The organism is Corynebacterium sp. HMSC074A01 (assembly GCF_001831515.1).
Taxonomy (GTDB): Bacteria; Actinomycetota; Actinomycetes; order Mycobacteriales; family Mycobacteriaceae; genus Corynebacterium.
Genome location: NZ_KV825615.1, coordinates 217457 through 232778, shown reverse-complemented (window position 1 = coordinate 232778; position 15322 = coordinate 217457). Strand labels below are relative to the sequence as shown.

Here is a 15322-nt window from a genome sequence, read left to right as displayed (position 1 = left end):
TCAGATATGCGTAAGCAGCAAGCTCCGAAGCGTCCCGTAGTCAAGGACCCGGTATACCAGTCCGAGCTGGTGACCCAGCTGGTCAACAAGGTCCTCCAGGACGGCAAGAAGTCCACCGCCGAGCGCATCGTCTACGGTGCCCTCGAGCAGTGTCGCGAGAAGACCGGCACCGACCCGGTCGGCACCCTGGAGAAGGCTCTGGGCAACATCCGCCCGGACCTCGAGGTTCGTTCCCGCCGCGTTGGTGGCGCTACCTACCAGGTGCCGGTTGAGGTCAAGCCTGGCCGCTCCAACACCCTCGCACTGCGCTGGATGGTTACCTTTACCCGCCAGCGTCGTGAGAACACCATGGTTGAGCGCCTGGCTAACGAGATCCTCGATGCCTCCAACGGCCTCGGTGCATCCGTGAAGCGCCGCGAGGATATGCACAAGATGGCAGAGGCCAACCGCGCCTTCGCCCACTACCGCTGGTAATACCTGCGCGCACGGTAGCTATGACACCCGGACGTCACCTGCAACAAGACAGCAGAAGCAAATTGAATACCTGCTTCCCACAGTCGCGTTGTGAGGTGGCACCCGGGTGTTTCTCATAGTGATGAATGCGACTTATCCTGCCATTTGCTTCAAGAAGTGGCAGAATTGACAAAGAAATTATTCGCCATAGGCGCACGCTGGGTTTCGGCCCAGCGCGTCGACGACTTTTAAGTTGGGGTAATAACGTGGCACAAGAAGTGCTTAAGGACCTGCACAAGGTTCGCAACATCGGCATCATGGCCCACATCGATGCTGGTAAGACCACCACGACCGAGCGCATCCTGTTCTACACGGGTATCAACCGCAAGGTTGGCGAGACCCACGACGGTGGCGCAACCACCGACTGGATGGAGCAGGAGAAGGAGCGCGGCATCACCATTACGTCCGCTGCCGTGACCTGCTTCTGGAACAACAACCAGATCAACATCATTGACACCCCGGGTCACGTGGACTTCACCGTTGAGGTGGAGCGTTCCCTGCGCGTGCTCGATGGCGCTGTTGCTGTTTTCGACGGCAAGGAGGGCGTCGAGCCGCAGTCCGAGCAGGTGTGGCGTCAGGCTGCGAAGTACGACGTGCCGCGTATCTGCTTCGTCAACAAGATGGACAAGCTCGGTGCGGACTTCTTCTACACCGTTGGCACCATCGTTGACCGTCTCGGTGCGAAGCCGTTGGTAATGCAGATCCCGATCGGTGCCGAGGACAACTTCGACGGCGTTGTTGACCTGATCGACATGAAGGCTCTCCAGTGGCCGGGCAAGGTCGAGACCGGCACGCCGCCGCAGATCACCGAGATTCCGGAGGACCTGCAGGAGCTTGCTGAGGAGTACCGCGAGAAGCTGCTCGAGACCGTCGCAGAGTCCGACGAAGAGCTCATGGAGAAGTACTTCGGCGGCGAGGAGCTGACCAAGGAAGAGATCAAGGGCGCTATCCGCAAGCTCACCGTCAACTCCGAGGTCTACCCGGTCTTCTGTGGTACCGCATACCGCAACAAGGGCGTCGAGCCGATTCTTGACGCTGTGGTTGACTACCTGCCGAGCCCGCTCGACGTGGGCGAGGTCCAGGGCACCGCTGTCGACGGCGAGACCCCGATGACTCGTAAGCCGTCTGTCGATGAGCCTTTCTCCGCACTAGCGTTCAAGATCGCTGTGCACCCGTTCTTCGGCAAGCTCACCTACGTGCGCGTGTACTCCGGCCAGGCTATCCCGGGCGAGAACATGCTCAACTCCACCAAGCAGAACAAGGAGCGCGTGGGCAAGCTCTTCCAGATGCACGCGAACAAGGAGAACCCGGTCGAGCACGCTGACGCCGGTAACATCTACGCGTTCATTGGCCTGAAGCACACCACCACCGGTGACACCCTGTGCAACCCGGATCACCCGATCATCCTGGAGTCCATGGACTTCCCGGATCCGGTTATCCAGGTGGCCATCGAGCCGAAGACCAAGGCTGACCAGGAGAAGCTGGGTACCGCTATCCAGAAGCTCGCTGAAGAGGACCCGACCTTCACCGTCCAGCTGGACGAGGAGACCGGCCAGACCGTCATCGGCGGCATGGGTGAGCTCCACCTCGACGTGCTGGTCGACCGTATGAAGCGCGAGTTCAAGGTCGAGGCGAACATCGGTAACCCGCAGGTTGCCTACCGCGAGACCATCCGTAAGAAGGTCGAGTCCCTGGACTACACCCACAAGAAGCAGACTGGTGGTTCCGGCCAGTTCGCAAAGGTCATCGTCACCATCGAGCCGTACAACCCGGACCCGGAGACCCTGGAGGAGGGCGAGTCCGCTTCCTACAAGTTCGAGAACGCCGTCACCGGTGGTCGCGTGCCGAAGGAGTACATCCCGTCGGTCGACGCTGGTATCCAGGACGCAATGCAGTACGGTTACCTGGCAGGCTTCCCGCTGGTCAACATCAAGGCCACCCTGGAAGACGGTGCTTACCACGAGGTTGACTCCTCGGAGATGGCCTTCAAGATGGCTGGCTCCCAGGTGCTCAAGGAGGCAGTGGCCAAGGCAAAGCCGGTCCTGCTCGAGCCGCTGATGGCTGTCGAGGTCGTCACTCCGGAGGAGTACATGGGTACCGTTAACGGTGACATCTCCTCGCGTCGTGGCCAGGTCTTCGCTATGGAGGACCGCTCCGGCGCGAAGGTCGTCAAGGCAAAGGTTCCGCTGTCCGAGATGTTCGGTTACATCGGCGACCTGCGTTCCTCGACCGCTGGCCGTGCGAACTTCACCATGGTCTTTGACTCCTACGCTGAGGTTCCGCAGAGCGTCGCGCAGGAGATCATCGACGAGCGCAACGGCAACTAGTCGTTCGCCCGAAAGTGCTACTCCCTGACGGCCCAACCGCGTGCCAGCGGTAGGGCCGGGTGACGGGGGTAGACACAACTCGCCGGTGGGTAGCGGTCGGGCTGAGGCTCTCAACGCTCTTATGAGCTGCGGCGTTGGAGCTTGAGCCGGCCGTTACGCACTAGGTGGATCCGGATTTTCTCGGGTCGGCCGGTTTGAAAAACGGTCACGAACTATCTAGGATCAGGTAACTGGCACATTGTGAAATGGTCATTGCTCTCGGATGCGTGAAAACGCCGCCAAGGGCAGGGCAAATGTAAACTACGTGGCTGCGAAGGTCGTAGCCACCATGAAGTCCAGGAGGACAATCAGTGGCAAAGGAAAAGTTCGAGCGCACTAAGCCGCACGTGAACATCGGCACCATCGGTCACGTCGACCACGGCAAGACCACCACCACCGCCGCGATCACCAAGGTGCTGGCAGACCAGTACCCGGAGGAGAACAAGGCCTTCGACTACGCGATGATCGATAAGGCTCCGGAGGAGCGCGAGCGTGGTATTACCATCAACATTTCCCACGTTGAGTACAACACCCCGAAGCGCCACTACGCACACGTTGACGCCCCGGGCCACGCCGACTACATCAAGAACATGATCACCGGTGCGGCACAGATGGACGGCGCGATCCTCGTTGTCGCTGCGACCGACGGCCCGATGCCGCAGACCCGCGAGCACGTGCTGCTCGCTCGCCAGGTTGGCGTTCCGTACATCCTCGTTGCACTGAACAAGTGCGACATGGTTGACGATGAGGAGATCATCGAGCTCGTCGAGATGGAGGTCCGCGAGCTGCTGGCTGAGCAGGACTACGACGAGGAAGCTCCGATCGTTCAGATCTCCGCTCTGAAGGCCCTCGAGGGCGACGAGAAGTGGGTACAGTCCGTCGTTGACCTCATGCAGGCTTGCGACGACTCCATCCCGGATCCGGAGCGCGAGACCGACAAGCCGTTCCTGATGCCGGTGGAGGACATCTTCACCATTTCCGGCCGCGGCACCGTCGTGACCGGCCGTGTCGAGCGCGGTGTCCTCAACGTCAACGACGAGGTTGAGATCATCGGTATCCGCGACAAGGCCACCAAGACCACCGTCACCTCCATCGAGATGTTTAACAAGCTCCTCGACTCCGCTGAGGCTGGCGACAACGCTGCACTGCTGCTCCGTGGCCTCAAGCGTGAGGACGTTGAGCGTGGTCAGGTCATCATCGCTCCGGGCGCATACACCCCGCACTCCAAGTTCGAGGGTTCCGTCTACGTCCTGTCCAAGGACGAGGGTGGCCGCCACACCCCGTTCTTCGACAACTACCGTCCGCAGTTCTACTTCCGCACCACCGACGTGACCGGTGTTGTGAAGCTGCCGGAGGGCACCGAGATGGTTATGCCGGGCGACAACGTCGACATGACCGTTGAGCTCATCCAGCCGGTCGCTATGGACGAGGGCCTGCGCTTCGCTATCCGCGAGGGCTCCCGCACCGTTGGCGCTGGCCGCGTCACCAAGATCCTCGGCTAATTCCAGCCGCTGATCTGGTACTGACCAGAGCATAGAAACAGGGCCGCTTCCCGCGAGGGAGCGGCCCTTTTCGCATGCCTGGATCTCGGCGTCTGGGGCCAACGAGAGCCCGCTAGAATTCACCGGCGTGGAAAACTACGACCCAACACGCATCCCGAAGCTTATCGACGCGCTTCAGCGGGTCTGGGAAGGCCAGCCGGATCTAAGCCTCTCCGCGCTACTCGGCACCCTGCGTAACCGCGGAGCCGGGTGGGGGACGAGCGACGAAGAGATGTTGGAGATTCTCAACGCGATGGAGGCCGAGCACCCATCGCTGGTTCGCTGGCCCGCGGAGACACCTATGACGGTCCAAACCACTGCACCAGAGCAGCGGGTTACGCTAAGCGGTTCGGACGTCGTCGTGCGGCCTGTGGGGGAGGACGCAAGGATGCCGAGCGCGTGGAAAGCGACACACTTCCGTGCAGTCGGCCCCGGGCGAAGCCTCATCGTGACGGACTCGGAAGGCATCGAGCACAGGTTAGGTGTCGTCACGCTTGTGCACGCTTTGGATCCCGACGAGGTGCCTCCGCTGGAAGGCCTGGAACAGCCAGACGTCGGTGGAGCTAGGTGGTTTGTGGGCTTCGAAGACGGAGCCCGCGCGATTGTTGGAAAGCGGATCACCCTGTGGAGGTCAGAGGGCCGACGGGCGACGTCGCAGGAGTCGTATAAGTTTGCACGCGTACTCTCCTGCGAGCAGGGGGCTGAGATGTACATCGCCCCAGCTGGCGGCGGTGAGCCGATCTCGCTGGGGCGGGTAGCGCACGTCGTGCTGGTTGACCTTTAGACGGTGGGCGGTGGAGGAAGCATTACTGCTTAGCGTGCTTTTCGCGTATGAGGCGGACGGAATTGGTCTCAGTCACTCGTGAAGAAAGTGCCTTGTGGTCTTAGCGCTGAGGAGGCTTGTGTGCGCGTCTACATCTAGGGATTTTCTCTAGAGTCATTGGTGGCCCTTGGCCCCGTAGATATTGACGAGTGTATAGTCGACTCCAACATGACAGGTCTGTTTCTCGCGATGAGACGCAGGCCTGTTCTTGTCTTCTCACCGGCAATGGGGGCCCGGCTGGCGGCACTTTCGCCTAGAGATCGCATGCTGCACAGCCCAGCGAAGATCTGAGCGTGCGTGACTGAGGCGACTGTTGGTGGAATGTGTGCGGCGCGCTAGCCAGCGAGAAGATAATGCCCTGGGAGATGTGCCTGCGCCATGCACCCAGCCAAATTACATCGCCCCAGCGGCCGGCGGTGATCCGGTCTCGCTGGGGCGGGTCGCACGCGTGGTGCTGGTTGATCCCTAGGCAGTGATGCGGTCGAGCTGTAGCTCCCACACGGTGTCGATCTCCATCGTGTGGTTGGCCAGGCGGAAGTCCTCGTCAGCGCCCTCCAGGAAGCGCGTGAGGTCCTCGTAGGAGTAGCTGGGATCCGCGGTGACAGTAAAGCGGGCGGTGGGCCGGTTGCCCACTACCGCGACCTTGCTCTTGGCCTGGTTGATCATCTCGGATTTCTCCAAGAACTCGCACGCGGCAGCGGCGACGCGGGCGACGTTAATCGTGCTTTCGCCGTGCTGGGAGTCCGCGGTGAGGATCTCGCGGGTGCTGAAGGCGCGGCTGCGGATATTGGCCAGGAAGAACCATACGCCAAGCACCAGTAGCACCACGAAAGCGGCGATCAGCGCGTTGCGGTACCAGGTCTCGTCAGGGACGTAACCGAGAGATTCGCGGTCGAAGCGGTTCAGGTACTCGCTGGCGTAGGGAATCTCCCAGTAGTAGGCCACGGGGACCAGGCCTGCGACCAGGAGCAGCAGACCGGTCAGGAAGACGACCAGCCGGTCGAAGAAGGAAAGTGTCTTGCTCATCGTTGTACCCCCTGGGTCTGCTCTGGAAGCGGCTGGACCGCGGTGGACCCTGCGTCTGCTGCAGCAGGCGTGCCGGCCGCATCAGCCCCGGCAGACGTGCCAGGCGCACCCGCTGCCGCAGCTGGGTCCTGTGCCTTCGGGAGCACCTTGACCGAGATCGCCGGCGGCGTCTTGAGCCCCTGGAGTTCGTTCTGCAGCGTGTAGGAGAGGCGCTCCTGGAGGGATGCGCCCGTGCCGTCGTCCTCCACCTGGACGCGCAGTTTCTTGCGGTCCGCGCGGGACTGGATCCGGGAGTTGCCTACCTCGGAGCGGGTCACGTGCGTCGCTTTGCGGGCGATGTCCACCGGGCGGGTCCAGATCGAGGCCGGCGAGTTCACACGCACGTGGGTGTGCGCCCGCGGCATGAAGGTGTAAATGATCAGGAACAGCCCCACGATGGCGATGATGATGCCGACGGTGACTGCGGGGACGTCGATAACCGCACGGCCAACGAACTCGAAGACGGGGCGTAGCCAGGAGTCGGAGAAGTCGTCGTTCTGGAAGTAGTACCAGAGGTCGCGGCCAACGACGACGGCGCAGGCGAGCAACACAATCGCGATGAGGATCGTGAGCCAGCGGGCTGCCGGGTTGGCGCGGGGCTCATCACCCGGGTGCGGGCCGACTGGCTGCGTAGGCTCCGGCTGGTCCGCGGGCTGAGCGTTAGCGGGTGCGGTCATAGTCATTCACCACCGGAATAATAGAGATCTGCTTGAGCGGTGCCGGGCGCGGTGCACGCGGGCGCGCCAGCGGTGCCGGTGCAGGAGGTGCAACCTCGCGCAGCGGCGTCGCGTTGACCTTGATCTTGGTCAACGGGCGCTTGGGCGCGGTGCGCACCGGGGTGAGCTGCGCCGGGGCGGAAGCAGACACCTTGGTCAACGGGCGGCGCGGCGGTACGTCGGCACGGCGAACTGCCGCAGGCTCCGGCACGCGCACGCGGCGCAGCTGCGTCGGCGTGACGGTGAACGGCGCGGGTACACGCGGCTCGGGCGTGTGCGGCGTCCACGGTTTGGCCGGAGTGGGCGTGTCCACGGAGGACACCCGGACTGCGTCCGGCGCGAAGCCCTCGGTGCGCACCTTCGCCGGACGAGGTGCCTTCACACTCTGCACTGCAGCCGGACGAGGGGCGTTGAATTCCCACATGTCGTCTGCCAGCGAGCGCGCGTGGATCTCCGTAAGCGGCGCACGCTGCTTCGTGCGCGGGGACTCCACCGATAACTGGTGGACGCGGATCGGGGTGGGGATGGCGAACGCGGAGTGGCTCGCCACCTCGTCCCAGGTCACACGTCCGTCGAGGCCCTGGGCCTCAACACTGGCGACGGAGACGTTCACGCGCGAGACGTCGAGGCCGGTCAGGGTGCGCACGTGTGAGATGACGGTCGCGCGAACGGCGTCGGTAATCGCCGCAATGGGTGCTGGGTAAGCGGTCGCGATCTCGGCCTCGATCGCCGCGACACCCGACTGTCGGTCGAGGTGGACATCAATCCTGGGGAAGCTGCGGCCGGCAAGTCCGGCCAGCTTCGCGTCCACCGCAAGGGTGCCTGGCACCGACGAGGCCGCCACCTCAGCAACGCGCTCTACCGCGCGCTCGCTGATGTGGTAGAACGTCGTACCCATTAGCTACGGCCTTTGCCGGAGTTGGTGTTGAAGATCTCGGCAATGTCGAGGCGGCCGTCCAGCTGCGCACCAATGACGCCGCCGACCACGCTAAACAGCAGCAGCCACAGAAGACCCAGCCAACCGCCGAAGGTCACAAAGAACGCGATAACCACGCCGATAAGGGCACCGGTTACCGCCTTATTGGAAAAAGCATTCATATTAAAACCACATTTCGGAGGTATTGGTGGCCGCGCGCGGCTCCCCCGCAAATGGAGAGAGGGGAGGGGCGCGTAGCCGCGGGTGGGGTCGGGTGCCTACTGCGCGTCAGCGACGACGACGTCGACGAACGGGAGATCCGCCGCGTCCAGAATCGCGGAGCGGACATCTGTAGCTACGGACTGGATGTCGCGCCCCGAGGCGGTATCAAAGACGATGTGTACTTCGATGCCCCGTTCGCCGTCTCGGTAGGCCTGTCGCAGCCCGTCAATGCGGGCATTGGGGAGCAGCAGGGCCACCTCGCCGACGCGGCCGCGGTGCAGACCGGCGACACCAGGAACGCCGAGCGCACTGTCGCGGACGGCTTCCCCGACCTCAAGGGTGATGGGGGTCCGCGCCATGACTACTGACCCAGTGCTTGGTTGTTCGGCTGGAACTCGTCCTGATCAGCGTTGGTCTCCTGCTCCGGCAGGTGCACGTCGTGCACGGTGACGTCGACGCGGTCGACGATCAGGCCGGTCATGCGGGTCAGCGCGACGGTGATGTTCTCGCGGATGGCGTTTGCCAGCTCGTGGATTGCCACGCCGTACTCAGCGATGATGGCGACGGCGACGGAGGTGTGGCCGTCCTCCACGACGACGTTGACGCCCTGCTGGACGTTGGTGGAGGAGGTCAGCGACTCGCGGACTGCGCCCCACATACGGGCAGCGCCGCCGCCCAGGTTGTACACGCCAGAGACCTCACGGGCCGCGATACCAGCGATCTTGCCCACAACGTTGTCGTCGATGACGGTGGTGCCGCTGTCGGACTCCAGGTTCTCGTTACGCGGGCGGGTCTGCTCAGCGTCGACGCCGGTAGCGGAATCGGTGGTTGCGAGGGTGTTGTCGTTCAGAGTGTGATCGGCCATGACGGTCCTTCCTTCACTGCGGATTTTGTTCCTATATATAAGGGCCCGGTACATCGGCGTTGCGAACGCCGCAATCCTCGGGGACCCGGGCTTTCATCAACTCTACACAGATTCTTACACCTCGCTCGGGATGGAGCAGTGCCGGCAGCGAATTGGTACCGTTTCGCAACATTCTTCTCGACGGGTGATGGGGGACGGGTGGGCGTCGAAAAGCTGAGCTTGCGCTTTATAGCGCGACGTGCTTTAATACTCGGGTTGCCGAAACATGGCGCGCAAGCGCGATGGTCCGGCAAACATGACACCTTCGGTAGAAGGACCTTCCCCTTGGGGAGGGCCGGAGAAGGCGCCATGGCAAATAAACAGCGGCAGTACGCAAGGGTCACGCACCCTTCCGAGTCTTGCACCCCGGCCTTTGGGTCGCGGCGGAAGCACTGATTGCGCAGCAGTTATTTGCGGTGCCTTGCATCTTCCGGAAGTGTCAAGAAGTCAATGAAACGACACTGGCGTTGAGCCATGGGCCCAGCCCGGACAACGTTATAGAGAAACTAGAAGCTACAAACCCCACCGCTTCGATTTCGTTTCTCACTCCGATCGACATTCGAGCGGGGCGAGGAGTTGAACGTGGGGATGCGAGGAAGAGGTAAGCGTGGCGGGACAGAAGATCCGCATCAGGCTCAAGGCCTACGACCACGAGGCGATCGACGCATCTGCGAAGAAGATCGTTGCTACGGTCACCCGCACGGGTGCCCGCGTCGTTGGACCGGTGCCGTTGCCCACCGAGAAGAACGTGTACGCCGTTATTCGTTCTCCCCACAAGTACAAGGACTCTCGCGAGCACTTCGAGATGCGCACTCACAAGCGCCTCATCGACATTCTCGATCCGACGCCGAAGACCGTTGACGCGCTCATGCGCATCGACCTTCCGGCAAGCGTCGACGTGAACATCCAGTAAGCAGTAGAGATCCCCGAACTTTTAAGTAGTGGAGAACCAATACATGTCTGAGAACCAGATCAAGGGCATTCTGGGCAAGAAGCTCGGCATGACCCAGGTCTTCGACGAGGAGAACCGTGTAATTCCGGTCACCGTCGTCGAGGCTGGGCCGTGTGTGGTCACCCAGATTCGTACCAAAGAGACCGATGGCTACAGCGCCATCCAGATTGCTTACGGCGACATTGACCCCCGTAAGTCCAACAAGCCGCAGACCGGCCACTTCAAGAAGGCTGGCGTGACGCCGCGCCGCGTTGTTGCGGAGATCCGCATGGACGACACCTCCGAGTACGAGGTCGGCCAGGAGTACAACGCGACCATCTTCGACGGCGACACCTACGTCGACGTCGTTGGCACCACCAAGGGCAAGGGCTACGCTGGCGCTATGAAGCGCCACGGCTTCGCCGGCCAGGGTGCCGCACACGGTAACCAGGCAGCACACCGCCGCGTCGGCGGCATCGGTGGCGCTGCTACCCCGGGCCGTGTCTTCAAGGGCAAGCGCATGGCTGGCCGTATGGGCGGTAACCGCGTTACTACCCAGAACCTGAAGATCCAACGCATCGACGGCGACAACAACCTGATCCTGGTCAAGGGCGCAATCCCGGGTGCCAAGGGCAGCGTTGTTACCGTCAAGACCGCAGTGAAGGGCGGTGCTCACGCATGACGAACCTGACGCTTGACGTCCACACCGCTGACGGAAAGACCAACGGTTCCGTAGAGCTTCCGGCAGAACTTTTTGACCGCGAAGCTTCCATCCCGCTGCTGCACCAGGTTGTGACCGCACAGCTGGCAGCCGCACGTCAGGGAACGCACGCCACCAAGACCCGCGCCGACGTGCGCGGCGGTGGCAAGAAGCCGTTCCGCCAGAAGGGCACCGGTCGTGCCCGTCAGGGTTCCATCCGCGCTCCGCAGTTCACCGGCGGTGGCACCGTTCACGGTCCGCAGCCGCGTTCCTACGCGCAGCGCACCCCGAAGAAAATGATTAAGGCAGCTCTCGTTGGTGCCCTCACCGACCGCGCGCGTAACGCACGCATCCACGTCGTTGAGGACCTGGTCCCGGGTCAGAAGCCCTCGACCAAGTCTGCACGCGCCTTCATCGAGCGCCTGACCGACCGTAAGTCCGTTCTGCTGGTCATCGGCCGTGAGGACGTCAACTCCCGTCTTTCCGCAAGGAACCTGCCGGGCGTTCGCATCCTTGAGCCGGGGCAGCTGAACACCTACGACGTCCTCAACGCAGACGACGTGGTCTTCTCGGTCGAGGCACTGCACACCTTCATTAACCGCGACGCGGCGAAGGCTTCCGCCACCGCAGCGGAGGAGGAGAAGTAAATGGCTAAGACTGCTAACCCGCGCGACATCATCATCGCTCCGGTCCTCTCTGAGAAGACCTACGCGCTGATGGAGCAGAACACCTACACGTTCTACGTCGCTCCGTCTGCAAACAAGACCCAGATCAAGATCGCCGTGGAAGAGATTTTCGGCGTTGACGTCGCTTCGGTGAACACCGTCAACCGCGAGGGCAAGCGCAAGCGCACCCGCACCGGTTTCGGTAAGCGCAAGGACACCAAGCGCGCCTACGTCACTCTCCGCGAGGGCAGCGACTCCATCGACATCTTCGGCGCAACTGCCTAAGAAGACTCGATAGAAAAGGACACAATATGGCTATTCGTAAGTACAAGCCGACAACCCCGGGTCGCCGCGCCAGCTCCGTTTCCGAGTTCGAGGAGATCACTCGCTCGACTCCGGAAAAGTCGTTGCTGCGCCCGCTCCCGAAGAAGGGTGGCCGTAACACCCACGGCCACATCACCACTCGTCACCGCGGCGGCGGCCACAAGCGTCGCTACCGCGTGATCGATTTCCGCCGCTCCGACAAGGACGGCGTGCTGGCGAAGGTCGCTCACATCGAGTACGACCCGAACCGCACCGCAAACATTGCACTGCTCCACTACTTTGACGGTGAGAAGCGCTACATCATTGCGCCGAAGGGCCTGAAGCAGGGCACCGTTATCGAGTCGGGCGCAAACGCGGACATCAAGGTTGGCAACAACCTGCCGCTGCGCAACATCCCGACCGGTACCACCATCCACGCTGTGGAGCTCAAGCCCGGTGCTGGCGCCAAGCTTGCCCGTTCCGCTGGTGCTTCCATCCAGCTGCTGGGTAAGGAAGGTTCCTACGCCGTGCTGCGTATGCCGTCCTCCGAGATTCGTCGCGTGGACATCCGCTGCCGTGCAACCGTCGGTGAGGTGGGCAACGCAGACCAGATCAACATCCGTTGGGGCAAGGCCGGCCGTATGCGCTGGAAGGGCTGGAGGCCCACTGTCCGCGGTGTTGTCATGAACCCGGTCGACCACCCGCACGGTGGTGGTGAGGGTAAGACTTCCGGTGGCCGTCACCCGGTTTCCCCGTGGGGCCAGAAGGAAGGCCGTACCCGCAACCCGAACCGTTACTCCAACAACATGATCGTGCGCCGTCGTCGCTCGAAGAACAAGAAGCGCTAAGAGGAGGTAAACAGACATGCCACGCAGCCTGAAGAAGGGCCCGTTCGTCGATGAGCACCTCCTCAACAAGGTGGATGCTCAGAACGAGGCCGGTACCAAGCAGGTCATCAAGACCTGGTCCCGCCGCTCGACCATTCTCCCCGATTTCATCGGTCACACTTTCGCCGTCCACGACGGCCGGAAGCACGTCCCGGTGTTTGTCGACGAGTCCATGGTCGGTCACAAGCTCGGCGAGTTTGCACCCACCAAGACCTTTAAGGGTCACGTCAAGGCAGAGAAGGGACGTCGATAAGCAATGGCTGACACAATCACCACTGCATCCGCGACTGCCAAGTTCGTCCGCACCTCCCCGATGAAGGCCCGCCGCGTGCTGGCTCTCGTCCGCGGGAAGTCCGTCTCCGAGGCCCTCGCAATCCTGAAGTACGCACCGCAGGGTGCGGCCAAGGACGTCGCGAAGGTTGTTGCATCCGCAGCCGCCAACGCTGAGAACAACTTCGGTCTGGACCCGCGCACGCTCGTCGTGTCCGAGTGCTGGGCCAACGAAGGCCCCACCATGCGTCGCTACCAGCCGCGCGCCCAGGGCCGTGCCTTCCAGATCCGGAAGCGCACCTCCCACATCACCGTCGTTGTCGAGTCCAAGGAAGGGGCTAAGTAATGGGCCAGAAGATCCACCCACACGGCCTGCGCCTGGGTATCACCGCTAACTACAAGTCCCACTGGTACGCCGACAAGAACTACGCTGACTACGTCCACGAGGACATCAAGATCCGCGAGTTCCTGTCCAAGGGCCTCGAGCGCGCCGGCATCGCCGACGTCGTCATCGAGCGCACCCGCGACCGCGTCCGCGTCGACATTCACACCGCCCGCCCGGGCATCGTGATTGGCCGTCGCGGCAGCGAGGCAGAGCGCATCCGCCGCGAGCTGGAGAAGCTCACCGGCAAGATGGTTGCCCTGAACATCCTCGAGGTAAAGAACGTTGACGCCAACGCGACCCTCGTTGCTCAGTCCATCGCTGAGCAGCTGGTGAACCGCGTCGCGTTCCGTCGCGCGATGCGCAAGGCCATCCAGTCCGCAATGCGCAACCCGCAGGTCAAGGGCATCAAGGTGATGACCTCTGGCCGTCTGGGCGGCGCAGAAATGTCCCGCGTCGAGCGCTACCACGAAGGCCGTGTGCCGCTGCACACCCTGCGTGCGGAGATCGACTACGGCACCGCAGAAGCCCACACCACCTTCGGCGTCATCGGCGTCAAGGTCTGGATCTACAAGGGCGACGTCGTTGGCGGTGTCCGCGAGTCTGAGCTCAACGCTCCGTCCAACGAGCGCCGTGGCCGCGGCGACCGCCGCCCGCGTCGTGGCGGCCAGCGCCGCCAGCGCGCCGAGAAGAAGCAGGAGGGCTAAACACATGCTTATCCCTAAGCGCGTGAAGTACCGCCGCCAGCACCGCCCGACCCGTCGTGGCGTGTCCAAGGGCGGTAACACCATCAACTTCGGTGACTGGGCTTTGCAGGCACTCGAGCCGGCCTACATCACCAACCGTCAGATTGAGGCATCCCGTATTGCCATCAACCGTCACGTCAAGCGTGGCGGCAAGGTCTGGATCAACATCTTCCCGGACCGCCCGCTGACCCAGAAGCCGCTCGGCGTGCGTATGGGTTCCGGTAAGGGCCCGGTGGAGAAGTGGGTTGCCAACGTGAAGCCGGGTCGCATCCTGTTTGAGATGTCCTACCCGAATGACGAGGTTGCTATCGAGGCTCTGCGCCGTGCGGCTGCGAAGCTTCCGTGCAAGACTCGCATCATCAAGAAGGAGGACCAGTACTAATGGCGAACGGTACCCCCGCATCTGAGTTCCGCGAACTCACCGATGAAGAGCTGAAGAGCCGCCTGTCCGACGCGAAGGAAGAGTTGTTTAACCTGCGCTTCCAGCTCGCGACCGGCCAGCTGACCAACAACCGCCGCATCTCCACCGTGAAGCGCGACATCGCACGCATCTACACCGTGCTGCGCGAGCGTGAGCTCGGCCTGTCCGTCGTCCCGGGAGCTGAGGCTTAATCATGAGTGAGGCAAACGTGACTGAACAGAACACCCAGAAGGCAGTGCAGAAGCGCCGCCGCGGCTACGTCGTTTCCGACAAGATGGACAAGACCATCGTCGTCGAGGTCGAGGATCGTAAGTCCCACGCCCTTTACGGCAAGATCGTCCGCACGACCAACCGCGTCAAGGCTCACGACGAGGACAACACCGCCGGTGTCGGCGACCTGGTCCTTATCGAGGAGACCCGCCCGCTGTCCAAGGACAAGCACTTCCGTCTCGTCGAGATCGTCGAGAAGGCTCGCTAGTCTCTAGCGCGCCAAGGCCGCACCCCCAATTTCGGGGGTGCGGCTTTTTGCATGCTTATCGACGTCCACACGTCCTTTGATTTCTGCGTATGGTGGGACGCATGTCTACCGGAAAATTTTGCGTCACCATTGCCCACGCCAAGAACGACACTGACCTGGCCACCGTCGGCTTCGTCGTAGCGAACGCTGCGGTCGGATCCGCCCAGGACACCATGGTCTTCCTCTCCTCCGAGGGTGCCTACCTGGCAGTCGACGGCTACGCCGACGACATCCACGAGGAGGGCTTCGCCCCGCTCAAGGAGCTCATCGACAACTTCATCGCTGCCGGTGGCACCCTCTACGTGTGCGCACCGTGCATTAAGAAGCGCGGCTACACCGAGGACCAGCTCATCGAGGGCGCACAGATCGTCGGCGGCGCGAAGCTCGTCGAGTTCCTCGCCGACGGCACGCCGAGCGTCTCCTACTAGGGCGCG

General features: G+C 62.5%; 22 protein-coding genes. 16 read left to right on the top strand and 6 right to left on the bottom strand.

All coding sequences use genetic code 11. The annotated features are described in order from the left end of the window. Positions 1-6: 6 nt before the first annotated feature. The 4 genes from rpsG to HMPREF2550_RS04870 all read left to right on the top strand — a co-directional run bounded on the left by rpsG (position 7) and on the right by HMPREF2550_RS04870 (position 5204). Positions 7-474, top strand: coding sequence for a 30S ribosomal protein S7 (rpsG, locus tag HMPREF2550_RS04885; RefSeq protein ID WP_070790040.1), 468 nt, complete (start codon positions 7-9; stop codon positions 472-474). Positions 475-719: 245 nt separating this feature from the next. Then, positions 720-2840 (top strand): elongation factor G, encoded by a 2121-nt coding sequence (gene fusA, locus HMPREF2550_RS04880; RefSeq protein ID WP_070763324.1) that lies wholly within the window; start codon positions 720-722, stop codon positions 2838-2840. A gap of 350 nt (positions 2841-3190) precedes the next feature. After that, positions 3191-4381 (top strand): elongation factor Tu, encoded by a 1191-nt coding sequence (gene tuf / locus HMPREF2550_RS04875; protein ID WP_070763322.1) that lies wholly within the window; start codon positions 3191-3193, stop codon positions 4379-4381. 127 nt (positions 4382-4508) lie between these two features. Further along, a complete protein-coding gene (locus tag HMPREF2550_RS04870) occupies positions 4509-5204 on the top strand; it encodes a hypothetical protein (protein WP_070790038.1) in 696 nt (231 codons plus the stop codon). A gap of 504 nt (positions 5205-5708) precedes the next feature. On the opposite strand, the gene HMPREF2550_RS04865 is transcribed toward HMPREF2550_RS04870, so the two are convergent. The 6 genes from HMPREF2550_RS04865 to HMPREF2550_RS04840 form a co-directional block, all read right to left on the bottom strand. Beyond that, positions 5709-6269 (bottom strand): Asp23/Gls24 family envelope stress response protein, encoded by a 561-nt coding sequence (locus HMPREF2550_RS04865; protein WP_070790036.1) that lies wholly within the window; start codon positions 6267-6269, stop codon positions 5709-5711. Further along, positions 6266-6985, bottom strand: coding sequence for an Asp23/Gls24 family envelope stress response protein (locus tag HMPREF2550_RS04860; RefSeq protein ID WP_070790034.1), 720 nt, complete (start codon positions 6983-6985; stop codon positions 6266-6268). The genes HMPREF2550_RS04865 and HMPREF2550_RS04860 overlap by 4 nt, the downstream gene beginning before the upstream one ends. After that, on the bottom strand, positions 6969-7922 hold the full coding sequence (locus HMPREF2550_RS04855) for an Asp23/Gls24 family envelope stress response protein (RefSeq protein ID WP_070790032.1): 954 nt from the start codon (positions 7920-7922) through the stop codon (positions 6969-6971). Before HMPREF2550_RS04855 ends, HMPREF2550_RS04860 begins: the two co-directional genes overlap by 17 nt. After that, positions 7922-8122 carry a hypothetical protein gene (locus tag HMPREF2550_RS04850; RefSeq protein WP_070763314.1) on the bottom strand — a complete coding sequence of 67 codons (201 nt, stop codon included), beginning with the start codon at positions 8120-8122 and terminating at the stop codon, positions 7922-7924. Before HMPREF2550_RS04850 ends, HMPREF2550_RS04855 begins: the two co-directional genes overlap by 1 nt. Before the next feature lie 96 nt (positions 8123-8218). Next, positions 8219-8521, bottom strand: coding sequence for a hypothetical protein (locus HMPREF2550_RS11825; protein WP_083319779.1), 303 nt, complete (start codon positions 8519-8521; stop codon positions 8219-8221). A 2-nt stretch (positions 8522-8523) separates the two neighbouring features. Continuing rightward, positions 8524-9027, bottom strand: coding sequence for an Asp23/Gls24 family envelope stress response protein (locus tag HMPREF2550_RS04840; protein ID WP_070763311.1), 504 nt, complete (start codon positions 9025-9027; stop codon positions 8524-8526). A gap of 646 nt (positions 9028-9673) precedes the next feature. Here HMPREF2550_RS04840 and rpsJ point away from each other — a divergent pair. The 12 genes from rpsJ (at position 9674) to HMPREF2550_RS04780 (ending at position 15316) form a co-directional block, all read left to right on the top strand. Then, on the top strand, positions 9674-9979 hold the full coding sequence (rpsJ, locus tag HMPREF2550_RS04835; RefSeq protein WP_038588232.1) for a 30S ribosomal protein S10: 306 nt from the start codon (positions 9674-9676) through the stop codon (positions 9977-9979). A gap of 43 nt (positions 9980-10022) precedes the next feature. Continuing rightward, positions 10023-10679: a 50S ribosomal protein L3 gene (gene rplC, locus HMPREF2550_RS04830; RefSeq protein ID WP_070763309.1), complete on the top strand. Its 657-nt coding sequence runs from the start codon at positions 10023-10025 to the stop codon at positions 10677-10679. After that, positions 10676-11344 carry a 50S ribosomal protein L4 gene (rplD, locus tag HMPREF2550_RS04825; RefSeq protein WP_070763307.1) on the top strand — a complete coding sequence of 223 codons (669 nt, stop codon included), beginning with the start codon at positions 10676-10678 and terminating at the stop codon, positions 11342-11344. The genes rplC and rplD overlap by 4 nt, the downstream gene beginning before the upstream one ends. Beyond that, on the top strand, positions 11345-11647 hold the full coding sequence (gene rplW / locus HMPREF2550_RS04820; RefSeq protein ID WP_070763305.1) for a 50S ribosomal protein L23: 303 nt from the start codon (positions 11345-11347) through the stop codon (positions 11645-11647). It abuts the gene before it with no gap. Between the two features lie 26 nt (positions 11648-11673). Further along, on the top strand, positions 11674-12513 hold the full coding sequence (gene rplB / locus HMPREF2550_RS04815; protein WP_038588255.1) for a 50S ribosomal protein L2: 840 nt from the start codon (positions 11674-11676) through the stop codon (positions 12511-12513). A gap of 16 nt (positions 12514-12529) precedes the next feature. Continuing rightward, the gene (rpsS, locus tag HMPREF2550_RS04810) at positions 12530-12805 is read left to right on the top strand and encodes a 30S ribosomal protein S19 (RefSeq protein ID WP_038588258.1); all 276 of its coding nucleotides are present in this window, start codon (positions 12530-12532) and stop codon (positions 12803-12805) included. Between the two features lie 3 nt (positions 12806-12808). Continuing rightward, a complete protein-coding gene (gene rplV / locus HMPREF2550_RS04805) occupies positions 12809-13168 on the top strand; it encodes a 50S ribosomal protein L22 (RefSeq protein ID WP_038588261.1) in 360 nt (119 codons plus the stop codon). After that, positions 13168-13911 (top strand): 30S ribosomal protein S3, encoded by a 744-nt coding sequence (gene rpsC / locus HMPREF2550_RS04800; RefSeq protein WP_070790029.1) that lies wholly within the window; start codon positions 13168-13170, stop codon positions 13909-13911. The genes rplV and rpsC overlap by 1 nt, the downstream gene beginning before the upstream one ends. A gap of 4 nt (positions 13912-13915) precedes the next feature. Continuing rightward, positions 13916-14332 carry a 50S ribosomal protein L16 gene (rplP, locus tag HMPREF2550_RS04795; RefSeq protein ID WP_070763303.1) on the top strand — a complete coding sequence of 139 codons (417 nt, stop codon included), beginning with the start codon at positions 13916-13918 and terminating at the stop codon, positions 14330-14332. After that, complete coding sequence (gene rpmC / locus HMPREF2550_RS04790; protein WP_038588270.1) at positions 14332-14562, top strand: 50S ribosomal protein L29; 231 nt, start codon at positions 14332-14334, stop codon at positions 14560-14562. The genes rplP and rpmC overlap by 1 nt, the downstream gene beginning before the upstream one ends. Before the next feature lie 2 nt (positions 14563-14564). Next, entirely contained in the window at positions 14565-14849 is a 285-nt protein-coding gene (rpsQ, locus tag HMPREF2550_RS04785; protein WP_038588273.1) for a 30S ribosomal protein S17, read from the top strand. 101 nt (positions 14850-14950) lie between these two features. Beyond that, a complete protein-coding gene (locus HMPREF2550_RS04780) occupies positions 14951-15316 on the top strand; it encodes a DsrE family protein (RefSeq protein ID WP_070790028.1) in 366 nt (121 codons plus the stop codon). Positions 15317-15322 lie beyond the last annotated feature (6 nt).

What these genes read in the sequence shown, in the direction of transcription:
- rpsG (WP_070790040.1), top strand. Translation starts at nt 7, where the DNA reads ATGCGTAAGCAGCAAGCTCCGAAGCGTCCCGTAGTCAAGGACCCGGTA.
- HMPREF2550_RS04865 (WP_070790036.1), bottom strand. Translation starts at nt 6,269, where the DNA reads ATGAGCAAGACACTTTCCTTCTTCGACCGGCTGGTCGTCTTCCTGACC.
- HMPREF2550_RS04860 (WP_070790034.1), bottom strand. Translation starts at nt 6,985, where the DNA reads ATGACCGCACCCGCTAACGCTCAGCCCGCGGACCAGCCGGAGCCTACG.
- HMPREF2550_RS04855 (WP_070790032.1), bottom strand. Translation starts at nt 7,922, where the DNA reads ATGGGTACGACGTTCTACCACATCAGCGAGCGCGCGGTAGAGCGCGTT.
- HMPREF2550_RS04850 (WP_070763314.1), bottom strand. Translation starts at nt 8,122, where the DNA reads ATGAATGCTTTTTCCAATAAGGCGGTAACCGGTGCCCTTATCGGCGTG.
- HMPREF2550_RS11825 (WP_083319779.1), bottom strand. Translation starts at nt 8,521, where the DNA reads ATGGCGCGGACCCCCATCACCCTTGAGGTCGGGGAAGCCGTCCGCGAC.
- HMPREF2550_RS04840 (WP_070763311.1), bottom strand. Translation starts at nt 9,027, where the DNA reads ATGGCCGATCACACTCTGAACGACAACACCCTCGCAACCACCGATTCC.
- rplC (WP_070763309.1), top strand. Translation starts at nt 10,023, where the DNA reads ATGTCTGAGAACCAGATCAAGGGCATTCTGGGCAAGAAGCTCGGCATG.
- rplD (WP_070763307.1), top strand. Translation starts at nt 10,676, where the DNA reads ATGACGAACCTGACGCTTGACGTCCACACCGCTGACGGAAAGACCAAC.
- rplW (WP_070763305.1), top strand. Translation starts at nt 11,345, where the DNA reads ATGGCTAAGACTGCTAACCCGCGCGACATCATCATCGCTCCGGTCCTC.
- rplB (WP_038588255.1), top strand. Translation starts at nt 11,674, where the DNA reads ATGGCTATTCGTAAGTACAAGCCGACAACCCCGGGTCGCCGCGCCAGC.
- rpsS (WP_038588258.1), top strand. Translation starts at nt 12,530, where the DNA reads ATGCCACGCAGCCTGAAGAAGGGCCCGTTCGTCGATGAGCACCTCCTC.
- rplV (WP_038588261.1), top strand. Translation starts at nt 12,809, where the DNA reads ATGGCTGACACAATCACCACTGCATCCGCGACTGCCAAGTTCGTCCGC.
- rpsC (WP_070790029.1), top strand. Translation starts at nt 13,168, where the DNA reads ATGGGCCAGAAGATCCACCCACACGGCCTGCGCCTGGGTATCACCGCT.
- rplP (WP_070763303.1), top strand. Translation starts at nt 13,916, where the DNA reads ATGCTTATCCCTAAGCGCGTGAAGTACCGCCGCCAGCACCGCCCGACC.
- rpmC (WP_038588270.1), top strand. Translation starts at nt 14,332, where the DNA reads ATGGCGAACGGTACCCCCGCATCTGAGTTCCGCGAACTCACCGATGAA.
- rpsQ (WP_038588273.1), top strand. Translation starts at nt 14,565, where the DNA reads ATGAGTGAGGCAAACGTGACTGAACAGAACACCCAGAAGGCAGTGCAG.
- HMPREF2550_RS04780 (WP_070790028.1), top strand. Translation starts at nt 14,951, where the DNA reads ATGTCTACCGGAAAATTTTGCGTCACCATTGCCCACGCCAAGAACGAC.